The organism is Thalassospira sp. GO-4 (genome assembly GCF_023588965.1).
GTDB classification, from domain to species: Bacteria; Pseudomonadota; Alphaproteobacteria; order Rhodospirillales; family Thalassospiraceae; genus Thalassospira; species Thalassospira povalilytica.
On record NZ_CP097807.1, the window covers coordinates 748,610 to 768,160 of the forward strand.

The 19,551-nt window shown below is 53.7% G+C and carries 20 protein-coding genes and 1 riboswitch; of the genes, 14 read left to right on the forward strand and 6 right to left on the reverse strand.

Going from position 1 to position 19,551, the window contains the following annotated elements; genetic code table 11:
- Window positions 1–191 precede the first annotated feature (191 nt).
- Window positions 192–1,379, forward strand: coding sequence for an MFS transporter (locus M9H61_RS03590; RefSeq protein WP_250283439.1), 1,188 nt, complete (start codon window positions 192–194; stop codon window positions 1,377–1,379).
- A 77-nt stretch (window positions 1,380–1,456) separates the two neighbouring features.
- Here the strand turns inward: M9H61_RS03590 and M9H61_RS03595 are convergent, their stop codons facing one another.
- Window positions 1,457–2,134, reverse strand: coding sequence for a DUF599 domain-containing protein (locus M9H61_RS03595; protein WP_228195396.1), 678 nt, complete (start codon window positions 2,132–2,134; stop codon window positions 1,457–1,459).
- A gap of 212 nt (window positions 2,135–2,346) precedes the next feature.
- Here M9H61_RS03595 and M9H61_RS03600 point away from each other — a divergent pair, with 212 nt between their 5' ends.
- The 3 genes from M9H61_RS03600 (at window position 2,347) to M9H61_RS03610 (ending at window position 4,063) form a co-directional block, all read left to right on the forward strand.
- Window positions 2,347–2,832 (forward strand): hypothetical protein, encoded by a 486-nt coding sequence (locus M9H61_RS03600; protein ID WP_068519161.1) that lies wholly within the window; start codon window positions 2,347–2,349, stop codon window positions 2,830–2,832.
- Between the two features lie 85 nt (window positions 2,833–2,917).
- On the forward strand, window positions 2,918–3,712 hold the full coding sequence (locus M9H61_RS03605; protein ID WP_250283441.1) for a peptidoglycan DD-metalloendopeptidase family protein: 795 nt from the start codon (window positions 2,918–2,920) through the stop codon (window positions 3,710–3,712).
- Window positions 3,713–4,063, forward strand: coding sequence for a DUF1491 family protein (locus tag M9H61_RS03610; protein WP_250283442.1), 351 nt, complete (start codon window positions 3,713–3,715; stop codon window positions 4,061–4,063).
- Between the two features lie 103 nt (window positions 4,064–4,166).
- On the opposite strand, the gene M9H61_RS03615 is transcribed toward M9H61_RS03610, so the two are convergent.
- Entirely contained in the window at window positions 4,167–4,487 is a 321-nt protein-coding gene (locus M9H61_RS03615; RefSeq protein ID WP_068519158.1) for a peptidylprolyl isomerase, read from the reverse strand.
- Window positions 4,488–4,681: 194 nt separating this feature from the next.
- Here M9H61_RS03615 and yaaA point away from each other — a divergent pair, with 194 nt between their 5' ends.
- Window positions 4,682–5,458: a peroxide stress protein YaaA gene (yaaA, locus tag M9H61_RS03620; RefSeq protein ID WP_101246152.1), complete on the forward strand. Its 777-nt coding sequence runs from the start codon at window positions 4,682–4,684 to the stop codon at window positions 5,456–5,458.
- A gap of 24 nt (window positions 5,459–5,482) precedes the next feature.
- Complete coding sequence (locus M9H61_RS03625) at window positions 5,483–6,547, forward strand: glycosyl transferase family protein (RefSeq protein ID WP_068519156.1); 1,065 nt, start codon at window positions 5,483–5,485, stop codon at window positions 6,545–6,547.
- Between the two features lie 63 nt (window positions 6,548–6,610).
- On the opposite strand, the gene M9H61_RS03630 is transcribed toward M9H61_RS03625, so the two are convergent.
- Window positions 6,611–7,156, reverse strand: coding sequence for a DUF924 family protein (locus tag M9H61_RS03630; protein ID WP_233433026.1), 546 nt, complete (start codon window positions 7,154–7,156; stop codon window positions 6,611–6,613).
- A 148-nt stretch (window positions 7,157–7,304) separates the two neighbouring features.
- Window positions 7,305–7,498, forward strand: a riboswitch (cobalamin riboswitch).
- A 171-nt stretch (window positions 7,499–7,669) separates the two neighbouring features.
- On the opposite strand from M9H61_RS03630, the gene M9H61_RS03635 reads away from it, so the two are divergent.
- The 6 genes from M9H61_RS03635 to M9H61_RS03660 are packed head-to-tail and all read left to right on the forward strand — an operon-like array spanning window position 7,670 to window position 12,807.
- Window positions 7,670–8,467, forward strand: a complete 798-nt coding sequence (locus M9H61_RS03635) for a DUF4198 domain-containing protein (RefSeq protein WP_250283445.1) — start codon at window positions 7,670–7,672, stop codon at window positions 8,465–8,467.
- 17 nt (window positions 8,468–8,484) lie between these two features.
- The gene (gene cbiM / locus M9H61_RS03640) at window positions 8,485–9,159 is read left to right on the forward strand and encodes a cobalt transporter CbiM (RefSeq protein ID WP_206927547.1); all 675 of its coding nucleotides are present in this window, start codon (window positions 8,485–8,487) and stop codon (window positions 9,157–9,159) included.
- Window positions 9,152–9,769: a cobalt ABC transporter permease gene (locus M9H61_RS03645; RefSeq protein ID WP_250283448.1), complete on the forward strand. Its 618-nt coding sequence runs from the start codon at window positions 9,152–9,154 to the stop codon at window positions 9,767–9,769. Before cbiM ends, M9H61_RS03645 begins: the two co-directional genes overlap by 8 nt.
- A complete protein-coding gene (gene cbiQ / locus M9H61_RS03650) occupies window positions 9,766–10,563 on the forward strand; it encodes a cobalt ECF transporter T component CbiQ (protein WP_250283450.1) in 798 nt (265 codons plus the stop codon). The genes M9H61_RS03645 and cbiQ overlap by 4 nt, the downstream gene beginning before the upstream one ends.
- A complete protein-coding gene (locus tag M9H61_RS03655) occupies window positions 10,547–11,284 on the forward strand; it encodes an energy-coupling factor ABC transporter ATP-binding protein (protein ID WP_250283452.1) in 738 nt (245 codons plus the stop codon). Before cbiQ ends, M9H61_RS03655 begins: the two co-directional genes overlap by 17 nt.
- A gap of 47 nt (window positions 11,285–11,331) precedes the next feature.
- Window positions 11,332–12,807: an MFS transporter gene (locus M9H61_RS03660; RefSeq protein ID WP_250283454.1), complete on the forward strand. Its 1,476-nt coding sequence runs from the start codon at window positions 11,332–11,334 to the stop codon at window positions 12,805–12,807.
- 9 nt (window positions 12,808–12,816) lie between these two features.
- Here M9H61_RS03660 and M9H61_RS03665 read toward each other — a convergent pair whose 3' ends face one another.
- Window positions 12,817–13,467, reverse strand: a complete 651-nt coding sequence (locus M9H61_RS03665; protein WP_250283456.1) for a hypothetical protein — start codon at window positions 13,465–13,467, stop codon at window positions 12,817–12,819.
- Between the two features lie 89 nt (window positions 13,468–13,556).
- The gene (locus tag M9H61_RS03670) at window positions 13,557–14,342 is read right to left on the reverse strand and encodes a DUF4198 domain-containing protein (RefSeq protein ID WP_250283458.1); all 786 of its coding nucleotides are present in this window, start codon (window positions 14,340–14,342) and stop codon (window positions 13,557–13,559) included.
- A gap of 262 nt (window positions 14,343–14,604) precedes the next feature.
- On the opposite strand from M9H61_RS03670, the gene M9H61_RS03675 reads away from it, so the two are divergent.
- Window positions 14,605–16,095 (forward strand): hypothetical protein, encoded by a 1,491-nt coding sequence (locus M9H61_RS03675; RefSeq protein WP_250283460.1) that lies wholly within the window; start codon window positions 14,605–14,607, stop codon window positions 16,093–16,095.
- 122 nt (window positions 16,096–16,217) lie between these two features.
- Window positions 16,218–16,655 carry a MerR family DNA-binding transcriptional regulator gene (locus M9H61_RS03680; RefSeq protein ID WP_068519147.1) on the forward strand — a complete coding sequence of 146 codons (438 nt, stop codon included), beginning with the start codon at window positions 16,218–16,220 and terminating at the stop codon, window positions 16,653–16,655.
- Window positions 16,656–16,720: 65 nt separating this feature from the next.
- Here the strand turns inward: M9H61_RS03680 and M9H61_RS03685 are convergent, their stop codons facing one another.
- The gene (locus M9H61_RS03685) at window positions 16,721–19,411 is read right to left on the reverse strand and encodes a bifunctional acetate--CoA ligase family protein/GNAT family N-acetyltransferase (protein ID WP_228195408.1); all 2,691 of its coding nucleotides are present in this window, start codon (window positions 19,409–19,411) and stop codon (window positions 16,721–16,723) included.
- Between the last annotated feature and the right edge of the window lie 140 nt (window positions 19,412–19,551).

Sequence of the window (19,551 nt, forward strand, 5' to 3'; positions counted from 1 at the left end):
GTTTTTCTCGGCCATGCCGTGCATTGATACTATCCCGTTGCGTGAAGAGCCAATATAACAGTTGAGACCTTAAGGGCAAGGCTCAACCACATGACAATGGCCGATATTCCGGACTTCATTGCCGTGATCTGGGTGCCTTGTCGCAATTTAGAAAATAATGGCGCCACCATCGCCAAAATCGGGAGCCCCAAATGTCCAACCCGGAAGTCCGCCGGAACATCATGTTCCTTAGTTTATGCGTCGCACTTTCTGCCAGTGCGATGTCGCTGATCTTCACTGTTGCCGCGGTGATCGGGTATTCGCTGGCGACAGACAAGTCACTTTCGACCTTGCCGGTGGCTTTCATGATGATCGCCATGATGGCGATGACAGCACCATCGGCCATGGTGATGGCGAAATTCGGACGCCGGTTCGGCTTCTGGATGGGGGCCGGGATTGCAATGATGGGCGCGGTTTCGGGTATGGGGGCCGTTTATTACGGCAATTTCTGGCTGCTATGTGTAGCCTGCGCCTGTATCGGGGCAGGCAATGCGATCGCCATGCAATACCGGTTCGCCGCCGCCGAAGCCGCACCGGCAGAATTCCGTGCGCGCGCCATTTCCTATACCATGCTGGGTGGGCTTGCATCGGCATTTATCGGACCGAATTTGGCAAGCTTTGCTCGTAACTGGTTTGAAACTGTACCTTTTCTCGGAACGTTTGTTGCGCTGATTGGTTTGCAAATCCTGTTGGTGATTGCGATCGGGCAGCTTCGTCTTCCCGATATGCGCGGCCGTGTTCATGATGAACCGGCCCGGCCGCTGAAAACCGTTTTGGGGCAGCCCGCCGTAATGGTGGCGATTTTTGCAGGCGCACTTGGCTATGCCGTCATGAGCTTTGTAATGACAGCAACGCCGCTGGCGATCCTTGATTGTGATTATGCGTTCGGGGATGCGGCATTCATCATTCAATGGCACGTGGTCGGGATGTACGCGCCGGGATTCTTTACTGGCAATCTGATCAAGCGGTTCGGGGCGTTGAAAATCATTCAGGTGGGCGCACTTCTGAACTTTGCCTGTCTGGCAGTCGGTTTGTCGGGTCAGGACCTGATGGGGAATTTCTGGGTATCGCTGGTTCTGTTGGGGATTGCCTGGAATTTCATGTTTGTCGGGGCAACGACCTTCCTGACCGAGAATTATCGCCCCTCCGAGCAGGCGCGGGTTCAGGCAATCAATGAATTTGCAGTGTTTGGTACGGTTGCTGTGGCTTCCCTGTCAGCCGGATCGATCTATGCAGGATCTGGCTGGGTGACGCTGCTATACAGTGCAGCAGTACCCGTTGGACTGGTATTGGTGATTGTTGCCGGATATGCCATCCGGCGCAAAACCCAGACGGCGTGATGCACCGATCAATGACAAAAGGGCCGCGATTGCGGCCCTTTTTCGTGACGAGGTTTCTGCGACGAATTCGGTTGGGCTTAATGATGTCCGGTCAGAATTTCCAGCGCATGCGAGCGGAATTCACGATTGTAAAGAACCAGCGTCACCCAGGTCGCACAAATGATGAAAGCAACCGGATGATAAAACCAGGCCAGGGCCGACAGGGCGAAAAAGTATGCGCGGATGCCACGATTGAAATTGTGGGCAGACATCATGCTCATGCGTGAGGCACGTGCGGCTGCACGTGCAGCATCCGGTTCGCTTGGGTCCGGGGCGGCACCGATCAGGATCGAACAATAGTTCGACAGTCGGAATGCCCAGGTGAACTTGAAAAAGGCATAGATGAAAATCACGATCAGCAACACCACCTTGCATTCCCAGACGCCAGGCGTGGTAATGGCGGCAAAGGGCAGGGCAGCGACCGTTTCGATCGCCTTGTCGGTATAGCCAAGCAGCGCGACAAGACCGATCAGCACCAGAATGGTGGTTGATGAAAAGAAACTGATACCGGTAATCAGGTTGCCGGCGATCGATGTATCAACCATCCGGATATTGCGTTTGAGCATCTGTTCCATCCAGCGATGGCGATTGCGTGCCATATGGGCAGATATGGAATTGCGTCGACGCGGCCCGGCATCGGCAAAGATCGTGTAACCGATCCACCATGAAAGAGCCCAGCAAATTGCGACGATATCGATGACGTTGAATGCGGGCATTGAATGGTCCATGCGTGTTATGCCGAAGGTTCAGGCGGGTTTGGAATTGTTTTATATCCTACTGACATTGCGTTATTCTTCGCAATCCTCTTTCCATGGCCCTATATCGTCGAAATGTGGATCCTGCATAGCTGATCATCTTGTCGCCAGCGCGGGTTGAGTTTTCCATCAATCCAGAGTATCAGCAGCGCAAATTTTCATTGGAGACCGACATGAGCGATCTTGAAAACGATCTTGGCGAAGATATCGACTTCGAAGAATTCGAAGCCCACACCGAAAAATTGCTGGAAGAAGGTCGTACCAAAGACGATCTGTTCGAATTTGTCGGCTTTATGAATATCAATGAAGTCGGCACGCATATGATTGCGGCTGAAATGGTTCTGGACGAAGACGCCATCGACCAGATGAGTGAGAACCTGCGCAAGCTTGATATCGATCTGTCACCGCTGGGCGAGTTGACCGGCGGCCTTAAAGGCGGCGAAGACGTCAAACGTGCACTGGGTGCCTTGTTCCTGGAACTGGTTGAGCTTTGCGAACTTGATGAAGATGACGAAGACGCCGGCGAGCTTTCCGAAGAAGCCCTTCTTCTGTTGAACTTCATCAAACGGTTCAATCCGCAAATGCGTCGCCTGACGGTTGCGCTGACCGATACCGACGATGATGATGTGTCGTGCGAGTATGAAGTGACCAACTGGTAAGCTGGTACTTGCCGATCAGGCAGATAATCATGTAGGCAAAAGGCAGGGAACCAACCCTGCCTTTTTCTTTTATGGAGCCATCATTGTGCCTGCCACCATGCCGATCAATGCGACCAAGCGATTGCAGACCTATCACGACCGTCATGCGCGCGGGCTTGAACCCTTTGAAGATGCCGCATTTTTGCGCGACTGGATTTCCGATCACGGCGACCAGTTTCATTCTGTTGTGGAATGTGATCTGAAACGTTGCCCGAAGATCGTTTATGATTTTTCAGCAAACGGTGATGTGGTGATCGGCGGCACGAGCGACCCGGCACGTCAGACAGAAATCATGTGGCAACAACTGGCCGCAGCAGACGCGCCGGTGGGGATCGGCCGATATCGCGAAGACCGTGTCTGTTATCAATCCGAACAGTTCAAAAACGACGGTGAAGCCCGAAGCCAGCATCTGGGAATTGATCTGTTTGCGGCCGCCTATACGCCGGTATTTGCTCCGCTTGATGGCGTCGTGCACAGCTTTGCAGACAACAATTTGCATCTTGATTACGGGCCGACCATCATTTTGCAACATGAACCGGCGGATGGTGTGCGCTTTTACACCCTGTATGGTCATCTGAGCAGACCGTCCCTTGAAGGACTTTATAAAGGCAAGGAAATCCGCGCCGGAGAGCTGTTCTGCCGGTTTGGCGACTTTCCGATCAATGGTGACTGGATTCCGCATCTGCATTTCCAGATCATTTTTGACATGCTGGGGCGGGAAGGGGACTATTTCGGGGCGGCAAAACCATCGGAATGGGATATCTGGACAAGCATTTGCCCGGACCCGAACCTGATGTTGCAGATGCCTGAAAATGTTGTCGCCAGCCGGGATGGCAAATAGATGCAGCCACGTTTGAAAGCAGGACTTTGGGTTCGTGGCCAGATTGCCATTTGCCAGTCAAACCTGATTACGGCCATGGTGCTCCATAAGGGCAACGAGGATGCGGGGGCGGTTTTGTTGAAGCTGAACCGGTTCGATGCCGGATGTTTCGTCTATTCCAGGGTTACGACACTGGACGGCGATCTTGGCTGGATGCTGGTTGCAGGCGGTCCAGATGGCGGGCGTGAAACCGAATTTTCCTGTGATACCTATTGGCGCAAGCAGATCGACTTTGACCGCGATGTGTGGGTTCTCGAAATCGAAGACCATAAAGGCCAATACGAACTTGATGCACCCGTCGTTGATTATTAGAACGCGGATCGTCAGTCCCGGCAAAGGTGCGCCACATTTCCGGCTCACCAAAAGAAAAAGGCTGGCAACAATTGCCAGCCTTTGTTCTGATCGCAGCGCGGGATCAGGCGGTGCGCTGAAGCAGGTGATAACCGAAATCGGTTTCAACCACGTCAGAGGTCGCACCGACATCCATGCTGAATGCAGCAGCATCGAATTCCGGAACCATCATGCCACGGCCAAAGAAGCCAAGATCGCCGCCCTGCTGGCCGGACGGGCAATCGGAATTAGCTTTTGCCAGTTCTGCAAAATCGGAACCGTTTGCGATCTGGTCTTTAAGGGCATTGATTTCGTTCAATGCTTCTTCTTTGGTGCGGGTGGCGGTCGAACGTGCCGAACCGGCATACATCAGAAGAATGTGCGACGCGCGAACTTGTTCACTCATAACTGGTCCTTTCTTCCGCCAAGGCTTGCGCCAGACGGATTTTCTGCAAGATTAGAAGTTTATGGATAAAGCCAAGGGTCCAAATCCATACACAGTCGTATACACCTGTACATGGGCTTGGGCCCTAGACATTGTCCATGCCTTGTGGCTTGTTACGACAAATTGAACCGAGATGAAAGAGAAGAGGCAGATTGATGCTTGCTGTTGTGTCCCCGGCCAAGAAGCTGGATTTCGAAACGGACGTGCCGGAAATGGCCGTTTCCCAACCGGCGTTTCTCGATGACACGGAAGAATTGATTGAAGTTGCACGGAAAAAAAGCCGTGGCGATTTGATGAAGCTGATGGGGATCAGTGAAAACCTTGCGGATCTGAATTATCAGCGCTTCCAGCATTTTTCACGGCCTTTTGATCGCAGCAACGCGAAACCAGCGATCTTTGCCTTTCGTGGTGATACCTATGTTGGTCTTGATGCCGACACCATGAAGGATGCCGATATCGACTGGGCCGAAGACCATTTTCGGATGCTGTCGGGGCTTTATGGTCTGTTGAAGCCGCGTGATCTGATGCAGCCTTATCGCCTTGAAATGGGCACACGGCTTGAAAATCCGCGTGGCAAGGACCTTTATGCGTTTTGGGGTGACAAGATCGCCAAGGAGATCAACAAGCTTACCGAAGGCCACAAGGACCGCAGCCTGATCAATCTGGCATCCAACGAATATTTCAAGTCGGTCAAGACCAAGCTGCTTGATGGACCGGTCATCACACCGGTCTTTAAGGAAGTCAAAGGCGGGGCTGCCAAGGTTGTCGGCTTCTCAGCGAAGCGTGCGCGTGGCATGATGGCGCGTTACATGATCGACAATCGACTGGAAAACCCGCAAGACCTTAAGAAATTCAATGTTGACGGTTATTGCTACCAGGATGACCTGTCAAACGAGACGGAGTGGGTCTTTACCCGCGTCCATGACCAGTAACGACAATTTTTTCGGTGAGTACGTATGACCGACGAGCATCTTGAACAGCTCGAGGAAGAAAATCATTTACCCGAATCTCATCCGTTTTCCGGGTATTTGAGAACGTTCTTTCGGGGGCCGGGCCGTTCACGCAGCCTGACGCGCGAAGAGGCATTTGATGCCTTTTCAATGATCCTGCGCGATGAGGTCGAGCCGATCCAGCTTGGCGCGTTTTTGCTTATGCTGCGCTATCGGGCGGAAACGCCGGAAGAACTCGCAGGCATGATCGAAGCCGTGCGCAAAGCCGCAAGGCTTGATGCGGATGATGGACAGGACACCAACCCGGTGGGCCGCCCGATGCTTGATTGGCCGTCATATGCGGCTGGTCGAACCCGTGGTCTGCCGTGGTTTGTATTGTCGGCACATTTGATATCACAGAACGGTGTTCCGGTTCTGATGCACGGTTATAACTCGCATCTGGTCAATGGTCTTGGAACCGAGGCCGCAATCAAGGCGCTTAAGCTGCCGATCGCGATGTCAGCCGAAGAAGCCCGTTCGGATATTGCCGCAAAGGGGTTTGCTTATTTGCCGTTGCGCCATATGCATCCGAAATTGCAGGAACTGATCGGTTTGCGGTCGCTTCTGGGGCTGCGCAGTCCGGTGAATACCCTGTTGCGGTTGCTAAACCCGTTACAGGCACGGGCCGCGTTCCTGGGGGTGTTTCATCCGGCGTTTCTGGATGTGCATCGTGAAACCGGAAAGCTTCTTGAACTGCCGCGAATTGGCGTGATCAAGGGCGGGGGCGGCGAAGCAGAACGCACACCGTTCAAACATGTTGATCTTCGGATGCTTGATAACGGCGAGCTTTGCGACGTCCGATGGCCGGCACTTTTGCCAAAAACCGAAAAAGAAATCGACGATCAAAGCCCGGTGACTCTTAAGCACTTTCTGGCTGTTTGGCGCGGCGAGGTCGAGGATGCCCCGGCCGAAGCCAGGATCAAGGGTAGTGCGGCGATGGCGGCATTCCTTGCGGGCAAAGCCGATTATATGGACGAAGCCGAAGCCCTGGTGCAGGGATGGTGGGATAATCGCGATCGCGATATCGGTTGATATCGCGTTTTCGCATTGAATCATTTTATGAAAGCGGGACGGATTGCCGTCCCGTTTTTCGTTCTAGAATGACGAGCCGGGTTCTTTGAGAAACGCGATTTCTTCTGGCGTGGATGTCCTGCCAAGAATGTCATTGCGATGCGGATAACGCCCGAACCGGTCGATGATTTTCTTGTGTTTGATTTCAAAGCCGTAATTGTGTTCAAGCCCGGGCTGATCAAACAGGGTCATGGCAATTTCATGGATCATTTCGGATTCTGAATGCATATAGGGCATATACAGAAACGCCCGCTGTTCTGGTGATCCAAGTTCCTTGTCCTTGCCCAAGGATACTGCTTCCTGTGCAAGAACAAGCGCGATCGGATCGGCAGCAAATGATTGCGGCGTGTCGCGATACATGTTGCGCGAAAACTGATCCAGAACGATGATTTCGGCAAGGCGCCCCGATGCGGTGTTGCGCCAGGTGAAAAGTTCACCGGCAAGGGCCGCGGCATGAATGTCGGAAAATCGTTCGGCAATGTGGGTATCAAGTGCAGTATCCTTGATAAACCATTGCTTTTGTTCGAGTTCCTTGAACCAGAAGTCCAGGACTGTTTCAGGAGCCATCATTTCCAACCCATCCCATGTAAGGCCAGTCGCAATGTTGTGCGATGTGTCTGCTGATCTTTGCCGGGGGAAGGGCGAAGGTCAAGCAATGGCGCGAAAAGATAATCCGTTCGGATGCGGGCAAAGAGTTGACAGGTGTTTGCCGCCCATGGAATATGAACGCGTCTTGGGTGTTGATCCATTGGATCGGCTTAAAAGGGAACGTGGTGCGTTACGACAATGCCACGGCTGCCCCCGCAACTGTAAGTGGTCCGAGCATTACCTATGCCACTGGTGACAAACCGGGAAGGCGTAATGCTTTTGAAACCACGAGCCAGGAGACCTGCCTTTGACTGCCGGACACGGCTTGTCCGGTACTGAACTGTTGGACGCCGGGGTGAGCGTCAGGTTGCAGGGAAAAGGCGGTCTCGTCGTGAAACCGGTATCTTGCTTCCAGCCATCCTATCGTTCTTGATCCTAACTCTGTGCGTCGGGAAACTTTTCTGACGCGCATCGTTCGTGAAAAGAGACGATTACATGTTTAAAACTCTTGGCAAGCTTGCGATTGCAAGTGCCTGTTTCGCGTTTGCGTCACAAAGTGCGCATGCCCATTTTCAATTGGCCTATACACCGGAAGTCAATGTGACCGCCCCCGGCGAACTGCCGGTGAAACTGATATTCTGGCATCCGTTCGAAAACGGACATGTCATGGATATGCAAAAGCCGGTGGCGTTTTACGCGATCCATCGCGGTGATAAAATTGATTTATCTTCAACGCTTTCTGAGGTGACCTTCACAGGGAAGGAGAATACCGCCAAGGCGTATGACGGTACTTTGACCCTTAAGCGCAGTGGCGATTACGTGATGGTGGTGGTGCCCGAACCCTATTACGAAGAAAGCGAAGATATCTTCATTCAGCAGATCACCAAGTCCTATGTGAACCGCAACGAAATCCCGACCGACTGGATGGAGGCACAGGGACTTGTGACCGAAATTCTGCCGTTAAACCGGCCGACCAACATTGTCGCAGGTTCGACCTTTACCGGTCGGGTGCTGAGCAACGGTGAACCGGTATCCGGGGTCGAGGTTGAAATCGAATATATGGCAGCCGAACCCGATATGGACCGTAACGCGCCCAAGGAACCGACAGCAGGGCCGATGCCTGGTGGGGCAATTGTCGCGATTACCGATGCCAACGGGTATTTCACGTTCGGGATCCCCAAGGCCGGATTTTGGGGGTTTGCGGCCCTTGGTAGTGGGCCGAACAAAGAATTTCAGGGAAAAGAGCTTTCACAGGATGCAGTCCTGTGGGTTCGCGCCTATGATGTGCAATAGGCTTGGGGACAAAATAGATGCATATTGTTGACGGGGCATTGGCCCCAGAGGTGCTGATTGGCGGTGGCGTACTTGCTGTCGCGGGGCTTGGCCTTGGATTGCGCAAACTGCCAATCGATAAAATTCCGGCGACGGGGGTGTTATCGGCGACGTTCTTCGTCGCCTCCCTGATCCACGTGCCGGTCGGTCCGTCGAGCGTGCATCTGATCATGAGTGGTCTGGCCGGGCTTGTGCTTGGCTGGACCGCATTCCCGGCACTTTTTGTCGGGCTTTTGTTGCAGGCCATCTTTTTCGGATTTGGCGGTTTGACCGTATTGGGGGTCAATACCGTCAATATTGCGTTTCCTGCGGTGATTGCCGGTTTCATGTTTCGCGGATTGGTGTCGCGAAGCAATCCAACCTTTGCGGCAATCTGGGGCGGGTGTGCCGGTGCGCTTTCAATTGCGCTGACCACCTTGTTCGTAGCCATTTCCCTTGGTCTGAGCGGGGAAGGGTTTGTACCGGCGGCCAAGCTTGTTTTCTTTGCCCATATTCCGATCATGGCGGTCGAAGGTCTGGTGTCTGCAGCAGCGGTTTATCTGATCATGAAGGTCAAACCGGCTTTGCTGATGGCCGATGCCCAGATCCGCCGATATGACGCACAAAACCCCGCGATCCTGGCCGAACAGGTGAACGAGGCCAACAATGGGTAAGCTTGCAACAGGGGTGTTTCTGGCAGGCCTTCTGTTCGGAATGCAGGCCGCCCAGGCCCATAAGGTGATTGCATCGGTTTTTCCAAGCGGCACAGCTGTCGAAGGGGAGATCGGGTTTTCCAATGGCGATATGGCTGCGGACACGCTGGTTGAAATTTTTGACCGGCAGGGAAACAAGATCGATGAAATCAGAACGGATTCTGACGGCTTCTTTGTCTATACGCCAAGCCAGCAAGTTGACCTTGTCTTTCGGGCCGATCTGGGGGCAGGGCATGTTGCAGAAACCCGTTTTGATATTGCCGACCTGACGGGAATTGCAGGGGCAGGCAGCATCGACGCAGTTTCTTCGGGTGATAGCGCTAACATCACTGTGGATGGGGCAGTTGTCGGGGATAATGCAACCAAAACTGCAATTACCCGCGAGCAGGAAGAAGTCATTGCCGCGATCGTTCGCGATGAATTGCGTCCATTGCGTCGGGAAATTACCGCCTATAAGGAAAAGAACGATCTTCAATCGATTCTGGGCGGTATTGGTTATATATTCGGGTTCTTCGGGATTGCCTATTATCTGGCAGCAAGACGCTTGAGAGCCAAAGCAACCAAATCATGAGCCATCTTTTCGGGCATGACCAACCATTAAGCGTTCAGGGAGGCGGACAACGACCGTCTTCCTTTGTCGGATCGTTTGATCCGCGTGTTCGGGTGGTGGCGGCCTGTCTGTTTTCGGTGATGGTCGTTTCCCTGCATCAGATCGAATTCGCGCTTGCTGCCTTTTTTGTGGCAATAGCGACGATGTTCATGACTGATTTGCCTTTGCGTCTGACCCTGAAACGTATGGCAGCGATGGACGGGTTCATCATCGTGATGCTGGTGATGTTGCCATTCACAACACCGGGAACCGCCATGTTTACCGTCCTGGGTGCCGAGGCCAGCAAGGAAGGATTGCAACATGCGGTCCTGATCGGCATTCGCGCCAATGCGGTTGTTTTGATGATGCTTAGCTTGCTTGCCGGGTTAACGCCGGTGGGGCTTGGTCATACATTATACCGGCTGCGTTGCCCCGCAGCCCTGGTGCATCTGATGATGTTTACGGTGCGCTATATTTCGGTTCTTCATGATGAATATCATCGACTGCGCATGGCCATGAAATTGCGTGGCTTCAAGGCGCGCAACAGCATTCATACCTATCGGTCACTCGGGTATCTTTTCGGGATGTTGCTTGTCAGGTCTCTTGAACGTGCCGAACGGGTTCTTGAGGCCATGAAATGCCGCGGATTTAGTGGCCACTTCCCGATGATTGATCATCTTGTGTTCCGGCAACGTGATGCCCTTTTCGGGGTGGGGTTTCTGATGCTGGTTTCCGTGCTTGTTATTCTGGATCGTTTTTATGTCGTCGCTTATTGAACTTAACGATATTTCATACGGATACCGCGCCGGGCAGAATGTTCTGGACCGGGTCAGCCTGTCGCTTGAGGCCAATGAACGATTGTTCATTACCGGTCCGAATGGGGCTGGCAAAAGCACGCTGTTGCGCATTCTGGTCGGTCTGATCAAACCGTTTGGCGGCGAAATCAGGGCGTTTGGAACGCCGCGTGTAACGGACAAGGATTTCCATGATCTGCGCTGTCGGGTCGGGTTTATTGTCCAGGACCCCGATGATCAGCTGTTTTGTCCGACCGTGGTCGAAGATATCGCCTTTGGTCCGCTTAATCTTGGGGCCAGCCGCGAAGAGGCGCTGGCGATTGTTGACGAGGTTCTTGATCAACTTCATCTCAGACATTTGCGTGAACGCATCACCCACGAGCTTTCAGGCGGGGAAAAGCGGCTGGTTTCTGTGGCGGCGGTTCTTGCCATGAAGCCCGATGTTCTTTTGCTTGATGAGCCGACGAACGCGCTGGACGAAGAAAATCTTCACCGGCTTGAGGAGATCTTGCTGGAACTGCCGCAAGCCATGATACTGGTGTCGCATGACCCGCATTTTCGCCGGAAACTGGCCACCCGGACGTTGGAGTTGCGCGCCGGGAAAATGTCGCAGGCCAAGGAACTTGCACCCAAAAAATGTACCGCATCCGATCGCGCCCGGCAAAATGCCAAGGCCGATGATCATTCATTTGAAAGTCTTTGACGGTTTAAGATAGGGTGTAAGGCGACACACAGCCCGGATGCCCCAACATGTCGCCATTTTCCATTTCGGCCTTTCGACATCTTTTTGCTGCCCAGATCACGTCCCTGATCGGGACCGGATTAACCACGGTTGCCCTGTCACTTCTGGCGTTCGATCTGGCCGGGGCGGATGCGGGACGGGTATTGGGATCCATTCTGGTTTTGAAGATGGTCGGGTATCTGGTGATCGCCCCGATTGCCGGTGGGATGGCGCATTTGTTGCCGCGCCGGACATGGCTTGTCGGGCTTGATATCTTGCGTGCGGCAATTGTTCTGTGTTTGCCCTTTGTCGATCAGATCTGGCAGATTTTTGTTCTTGTCTTTGTGGTCAATGCCGCGTCCGCCGCATTCACACCGGTCTTTCAGGCCATTATCCCGGAAATTCTCGAAGACGAGAAATCCTATACCAAGGGCCTTTCCTATGCCCGGTTGGCCTATGATCTGGAAAACCTGATCAGTCCGGCACTTGCAGCCGCCTTGTTGTTTGTCTGGTCGTTTGACAGCCTGTTTATCGTCAACAGTCTGACATTTGCACTTTCGGCCGTTCTGATTGTGACAATAACAGTGCCGCGCGCCGCCGCGACGGACCGCGAAGGCGGCATTTACGCCAATACGCGGTTCGGGGTGGTGGCATATCTTAAAACGCCACGGCTACGCGGACTTCTGGCCGTTCATTTCGCGGTTTCATGCGTCGGGGCGATGATCATCGTCAATACGGTTGTTTTGACGCGTTCGATCCTTGGCGGGTCTGAAATCCTGACCACGGTGTTTCTTGCCTGTGCCGGTTGCGGATCAATGGTTGCGGCATTCGTCATGCCCAAGATCATTGATACAGTGGGCGAGCGTCGATTGATGATGGCCGGAATTGTCGCCGCATCCCTGGCTATGGTGGCAGGTGCCGTGATCATGGGGGCGGGCATTCGCGATGTTGCCGCCTTTGCATTGCTGTGGGTGTTTGCCGGGGCCGGAACCACATTTGCGCAGACGCCAGGTGGACGGTTGGTGCAACGATCTGCCGGTGCGGGGGATCGTTCCGCATTTTTTGCCGCCAATTTTGCACTGTCCCACGGTGGATGGTTGATTGCATATGGGGTGATCGGATGGATTGGCAGTCTGGCCGATATTTCGGTAGCATTCTGGGTGTCGGGCGGGCTTGCATTTTGCGGTGCTGTGATGGCGCGCGTTCTTTGGCCCAAACAAGACCAGCTTGAACTTCAGCACAGCCATCCCGGTTTCTGGCATGAACATCCCCACGATCATGCGGATGAACACCATGGACATGTCCATCCTGCCGAAGCAGCCGCGACGTCGTCGAGGATGTCATCGAACCGTGCAAAGCATCATGATGACGGTCACCAGCACGCGGAAGAAGACCGGTCAAAGCACCGGCACCGCCATTATCATCCACCGGTCAGCCACAAACATCGTTTCGTGATTGACAGCCACCATACCCGGTGGCCGGTGGAAAGCGGTGAAATGGTCTGATTGCGGTTGTTAGACAGATGTCTGTTTGCGGGCGCGGACCCACGCCAAGATTCCGAAAATACCAATAATCACACCGATGCCACCCATGATATCGGACATACGAACATCATTGCGATAGGCGTTTACGTCCTCGCGAAGCGGGCCGATCTGTCGTGCGACGGCATGATTGATCAAGCTGGTCAATTCGTCGCGCGTCAGGGCCTTTAGCCCGATGGGGGCGGTTGCCGAAGATGAAGGCGTGGTCATGGTCGGGGCGACCGCGGCATCGGGGGTTTTGTCGGTCACAAAGCGTGCCGTAATGTCCGACGCATTTTTCGCGGGTGGAAGGTTTTCGGAAAACTCGTCCTCGGTCAGGGTGAATGTGGCGATATGACCATCTCCGGTATTGGCCTGAACCACGTAGGGCGTCCGGTGGCTGACGCGGATAGCAAAGGCACCGTTTTGATCTGTGCGGGCCGCCGCCACAACCGCGCCATCATCGGCATGAAGTTCAATTTCAGCAGCACGGGCGCGCGTCCCGCCAGTGAAATAGACATATCCTTCAATCGTGTCGCCGGTGCTTATGGCAAAGACATTAAGGTTGTGGGCCTGTGCGGCAGAAACGCCAAAAGCACAGAAAAGCAAAATGAAAAAACCAAAGCTGCGCAAACGACTTGTCATGGGTGCAGGCCAATCGATTAAGGATGAATGCAATTTCAATAGCAGAACTTACGAACGGGCAAGTGGCCCGGACCACTAACCCGTTGGGTTCAGTTCATCTGATCGGTTTTGACCCACAGCACACCGCCGCGTTCGACCGGGACCTGGGGTCCGCTGTCAGGTGCGGTCATTGTGCCGTCTTCGATCAAGGCTGCAAACACCCACCAACCTTCCTTGGGCATTGCATAATGGAAGATGCCATTCGCATCAGCCTTGATAACCTGTGTGGCAAAAGTCGCATTGGGAAGGGTGATACTGCCGTCATTGGCATATTCAACTTCAACTTCGGCAAAGGGGACAGGATCGCCATTGTGGCGGACCATCCCGGAAAAGATATTGCCGGTCCAGATGCCATACGGGCGGGTAAGGGGTTCTATTTCCACCGGGAAACCGACCATTTGGTCCCAGTCTTCACCTGAATCATAGGCATCAATGATGGTTTTGGTGTACTGGATGATGAACTTGCCTTCGGCCGGTTCAAAATACGGCACCGGTTCAAGATAGAAGGCATATCCACCTGGTGCCTTCAAGGCGACCTCGGCGTTGAAAGCCGATTTTCCATCCACTGTCTTGGCTTCAAGACTTTGGCGCAAATCGATCTTTTGGTCATTGTATTGCATGCCAAACTGAACTGGCGGTGCCATTTCCATTGCCGGACCATTGGTCATCGGATGGGTAAATGTCAGATCAAGCTTTACTGTGCGGCCGGTATCCTGATCGACCACATTGGTTGACGGAACCATCTTTTGGAAATGTGCCGATGCAGATGATGCGACGATTGATGTGAGAAGCAGTGACAATGATGCCTTTGAAAGCAACCGGGAGGCGAGGGACATTGCAAAGTCCTTTGTTGGAAAAATCAATATCGTCGTCAATCTGACGCATGGCGATGCACTGATTTAGAATATTTCATACGAAATTGCAAAAACGTATGACGTTTTATCTGCCGCCATGAGGCCCGTATCGCAGATCTCGGCACAGAACCGGCGTCACGAACAGCCCGGTTCCCCGTCAATTCATCGATCCAAAACAGATACTTGGACAAATACGCTTTTGATGTATCGTTGAGCGACACAAAAAAAAAACAGGGGCAAACGCATGAAAGTTATTTACGTATCGCACGATGGCGGGACGCACTGGATTGATGCAAAGCAGCGCGAAACCAAAACGCTTGAGGTCGCCATCAGTCAAAGTCAGCCCGGGCATCTTATCCGGTTGATTGCCGGGACATACAATATCAGTCAGCCACTGCGTTTGCCGCGAAGTGGCACGGTTGATCAACCGATTGTTATTCGTGGCGATAGTGGTGTGGTACTGGATGGCAACAGGGGCCCGGATGCGACCGTTTCGGCGACCAATCCGGGGGCGTCGCGGTTTGCAGTCTTCCAACTGATCGATGTTGATCATATACGCATCGAAGAAATTGTGATCCGGCGTGCGTGGCCATCAGCCGTTTATATTGAAAACAGCTGTGACCTTTCATTTATCGGCCTTGATATTTCCGATGGGACCTATGCCTTTTATGCCAATGGCCCGCGCACCGAGCGCATCTGTATCCGGGCCTGTCGATGGGTTCAGGATGTTGCGATCTGGCGCACCATTCGCTGGGACGAAATCCATGACGGCAAAGATGAAGACGGCAATGTGATCAAGGTGCCGTATCGGTATCTTAACGGTGCATTTTTCGGATCGGATGATATTGCAGGCGATGTCGAGATTTCAAATAACGACATTCGCGACTGTTATAACGGCATCAGGATGGATGTGTCGGCGGATAATGTTGGTGCGCCAGTCGGCACGTTTAATCGCGATGTTCGCATTCTCGATAACCGGTTTAGCTATATACGTGATAATCCCGTTGAGCCCGAAGCGATCGCCGTCGGGTGGTGGATTGGCCGAAACCGGTTCTTTAATTGCCACAAGCTGTTTTCGCAGGACGGGGTCAGGGGTGGTTTTTGGTATTACTTTGGCAATATTTGCTGGTTTGACAGCCGCCCGGGACCCGAGGGGGACGAATATAACGGCGGTGCAGTTTTCAAGCTGGGCAAAGGTGGAAGCGTACCGCAGCCCGACTATGTTTCGGCCTGTCTGCACAACAGTTTCTTCCTGCGGCAGAAATACATCAAAAAGGGCACCACACGTGGCTTGATCAATGCGCGCAACGCGATTGACCATGCGGACCCAACCGCCTTGCCCGATCAGATGATGCCGCTTGATCAGTCCTTTCTGGGTAAGCAGGAAGATCTTCAATTGTCGGCAAGTCCACCATTGCCGGTTCGGTTCGAAGGTGATCTGGCCAACCATCCGACCTATCCAGCAGTATTCGATCCCTATGACGGGGTGCTTCATGATCCAAGACCAGCCGAAGGCCCGTTATTTGAAAACAGCTTGGCGGGGCAATTCGATTTGGCCGAGTGTCATCGGGTTCCGTATTCCTGCGGGTTGGAAATCCCGTTGCCGGATGGGACTACGTGGCATAGTCCGCGCGCGTATTGGCCCGGAGCGATTACAAACGGGCGTGTGATATTCGGGCCGGAATATGTGCCGGTGGATCTTGAATATGTTCGATCCTTGCCGATCCCGGGATAACGCACGACGTCATCGTTATCATTGGAATGGCATGTTTCGAGTTTACGTATGCGTAAATATGTTGACTGGAATGTCGGAATGTTGCGATGTTGGCATATTGCAGTCAACAAACAAGAAAAACCATGAACGACAAGCTTTACAGCATTACTGAACTGGCCGAAGAGTTCGACATTACGCCACGCGCCATCAGGTTTTACGAAACCAAGAACCTGCTCGCACCGCAACGGGCCGGTGCGACGCGTGTCTATAATTATCGTGACCGGGCGCGGCTGATGCTTGTCCTTCGCGGCAAACGTCTTGGATTCTCGTTGGAAGATATCAAGGAATATATTGATCTCTATGATGCGGATCGCACCCGGACCGAGCAACTTGCACATTTGATGCTTGTCGGGCGGCGCAGGATTGCCGAACTCGAACAGCAACTTGAAGATGTTCAGACCACGCTTGCAGAGCTTCGTAAAATCGAAGGCGAGGCTGTCGAAAGCCTGCGTGAAAAGGGTATTGATCCGGAAAAGGCGGTCGCAGACATCAAGGCCAAACTGGTTGCCGAGGGCGCTTGATAATCCAGTTGTCGATGAAAAAAGCCCGGCTTTCGATGCCGGGCTTTTTGTTTGTGATCAGATCATTATTCCGCATCACGCTGAAGCGGCAGGGTGACTTCAAATACATCCTCGTCAGGAATGTATTTGCGGCTAAATCCAAGCTTTTCACAAAGTGTCAGCATGCGCCGGTTGCTTGGCAGAACCTGGCCGATAAAGGTTTCGGTTCCTTTGCGTCGGCAATAGGCGATCATTTGTTCCATCAGAACCCGACCCAGTCCGCGCCCCTTGATATCGGAGCGGACCATAATGGCATATTCGGCATGTTCATTATTCGGGTCGATCACGACCTGAACGATGCCATGTATTTGCCCCTGTTCAGGTCCATCGGGCACCACGGCAAGGAAGGCCATGTCCCGGTCGTAATCAAGCTGGGTCTGACGGGCCATTTCGGAATGGGGAAGTTCGCGCACAGAGCCAAAGAACCGGAAATGGATATCTTCCGGGGTCAGGCGCGACATGAACTCGTAATGGGCCGGCTCGTCTTCGGGCTTGATCGGGCGCAGAAGATAGGTCGTGCCATCATCCATCACCAGTTCCTGTTTCAGGTGCCTTGGATAAGGATGAATGGCAAGGCGTTTGTCATCGCTGACGACTTTCGGGGTTACCTTGATACGGGCATCAAGGGCAATGACGCCGTGCTGATCGGCAAGAAGCGGGTTCATATCAAGCTCAACCACTTCGCCAAGATGCACCACCAATTGCGACAGCCGCACCAGCGTCATGTAAAGGTCTTCCAGATTGACCGGCGGGACGTCCCGATAACCTTTTAGAAGCTTGTAGATGCGGGTGCCTTCGACCAGTTCGCGGGCGAGCTTCATGTTCAGCGGGGGCAGGGCCATGGCACGGTCACGGACGACTTCGACCTCGACACCGCCATGACCAAACAGGATCACCGGACCGAAAATCGGATCGGTGGTCATGCCGACAATCAGTTCGCGTGCCCCGGCACGGGTGACCATTTCCTGAATGGTAAAGCCGCGTAGTCGCGCCTTTGGGAACTTTTGGGCGATGGTGCGCTGCATCTTGGTCGCAGCGGCACGGACCTCGTCACTGCTGTCAAGATTAAGGACAACGCCGCCAACGTCTGACTTGTGGCTGATATCATCAGACAGAATCTTAAGAGCGATCGGATAACCGATATCGTCGGCGGTACGAACGGCTTCTTCGACGTCACTTGCCGCGATTGTTTTGACCGTATTGATGCCATAGCATTCCAGAACCGCTTTTGCTTCCGGTTCGGTCAGCATGTCACGCCCGGCGTGAATGGCGCTATGAATGATGCTGCGTGCCTTGTCGGTTTGGGGCGTGTAATCGCGCGGAACGGATGGCGGTGTTTCCATCAGCAGGTCCTGCAATTTGCGATAATTGACCATATGCTGAAATGCAGCGACCGCATTTTCCGGCGTGCGATAGGTTGGAATGCCCGCCGCATAGAACATATTGCGGGCTTCTGCGACAGTGGCTTCGCCGACCCAGTTGGTCAGGATGTTCTTTTTGCTGTCCTTGATCTTGTCAATCACGCCGCGCGCGACTTCGACCGGATCGGTAATGGCGGTTGGTGCGTGCATGACAAGCAAGCTGTCGATATTGCTGTCGGTCAGAACTGCTTCGATGGCCTTGGCATAACGTTCACCGGGGGCATCACCGATAATGTCCACCGGGTTGGCGCGTGACCATGTCGGGGGCAGGACCTTGTCGAGTTCGGCGATTGTGCTGTCGTCAAGCTGGGCCAGATGTCCCTGTCGTTCGATCAGGGCATCAACGGCAAGAACGCCGATACCGCCGCCATTGGTGACGATGCCAAGCTTGTCACCACGGAACGGACGCATGCGCGACAGGGTTTCCGCCGCCGAGAACATTTCACTGACGGTATAAACGCGCAGCACGCCAGCCCGTTTGATTGCGGCGTCAAATACGTCATCGGCCCCAGCCAGCGCACCGGTATGCGATGCCGCAGCAGCCGCACCCTCGGCAAAGCGGCCGGACTTGATGCACAGGATCGGTTTGTTACGCGATGCTGCGCGGGCAGCCGAGATAAAGCTCCGGCGTTCATGGATGGATTCGATATAAAGCATGATCGCGCGGGTATTGGGATCAGACCCGAGATAGTCGATCACATCCCCGAAATCGACATCATCACATTCGCCAAGCGATATAAAGTGCGAGAACCCGATTCCGCGTGCCGCAGCCCAATCGAGAACCGCCGTACATAACGCGCCGGATTGCGAGACAAAGGCAATTTTACCACTGCCGATATTCTGGTGGCTGAAACTGGCATTCAATCCGATGCCCGGCACCATCAATCCGAGGCAGTTCGGTCCCAGAAGGCGCATTTTGCGTTGGGCGGCGATATCGAGCATCGCCTGTTTGACTGTGCGTTTGTCATCGTACTGTTCGGCGCCAAGGCCCGCGGTCAGAACAATGGCCGCCAGACAGCCTTTTTCGGCAAGGCATTCCATGACCGGGACAACTGCCTTGGGCGGAACGCAGATCACGGCCAGTTCGGGCACAACCGGAAGGCTGTTGACGTCAGGATAGGCAAGTACACCACCGATCGACTGGCTGCGCGGATTGACCGGCATGATCGGCCCGTCAAATCCCCCTGCAAGCAGGTTTCGCATCAGCACATGGCCAACCGAATGGGGTCGGTTGGATGCACCAATCACGGCGACAGATTTGGGTTTGAACAGATGATCCAGATTAATTGTGCTCATCGCCGGATTCCCGCGTTTTGATGTGGGCTTGTATGGTGGCAGCGTCATCGGTCCGCACATTGCCGTGCGGGCAGGGCAGTCAATAGCCACGCATGAAGTTGCGCGATGTTAAGTCAGCACAGATTATATTGATTTGCTGT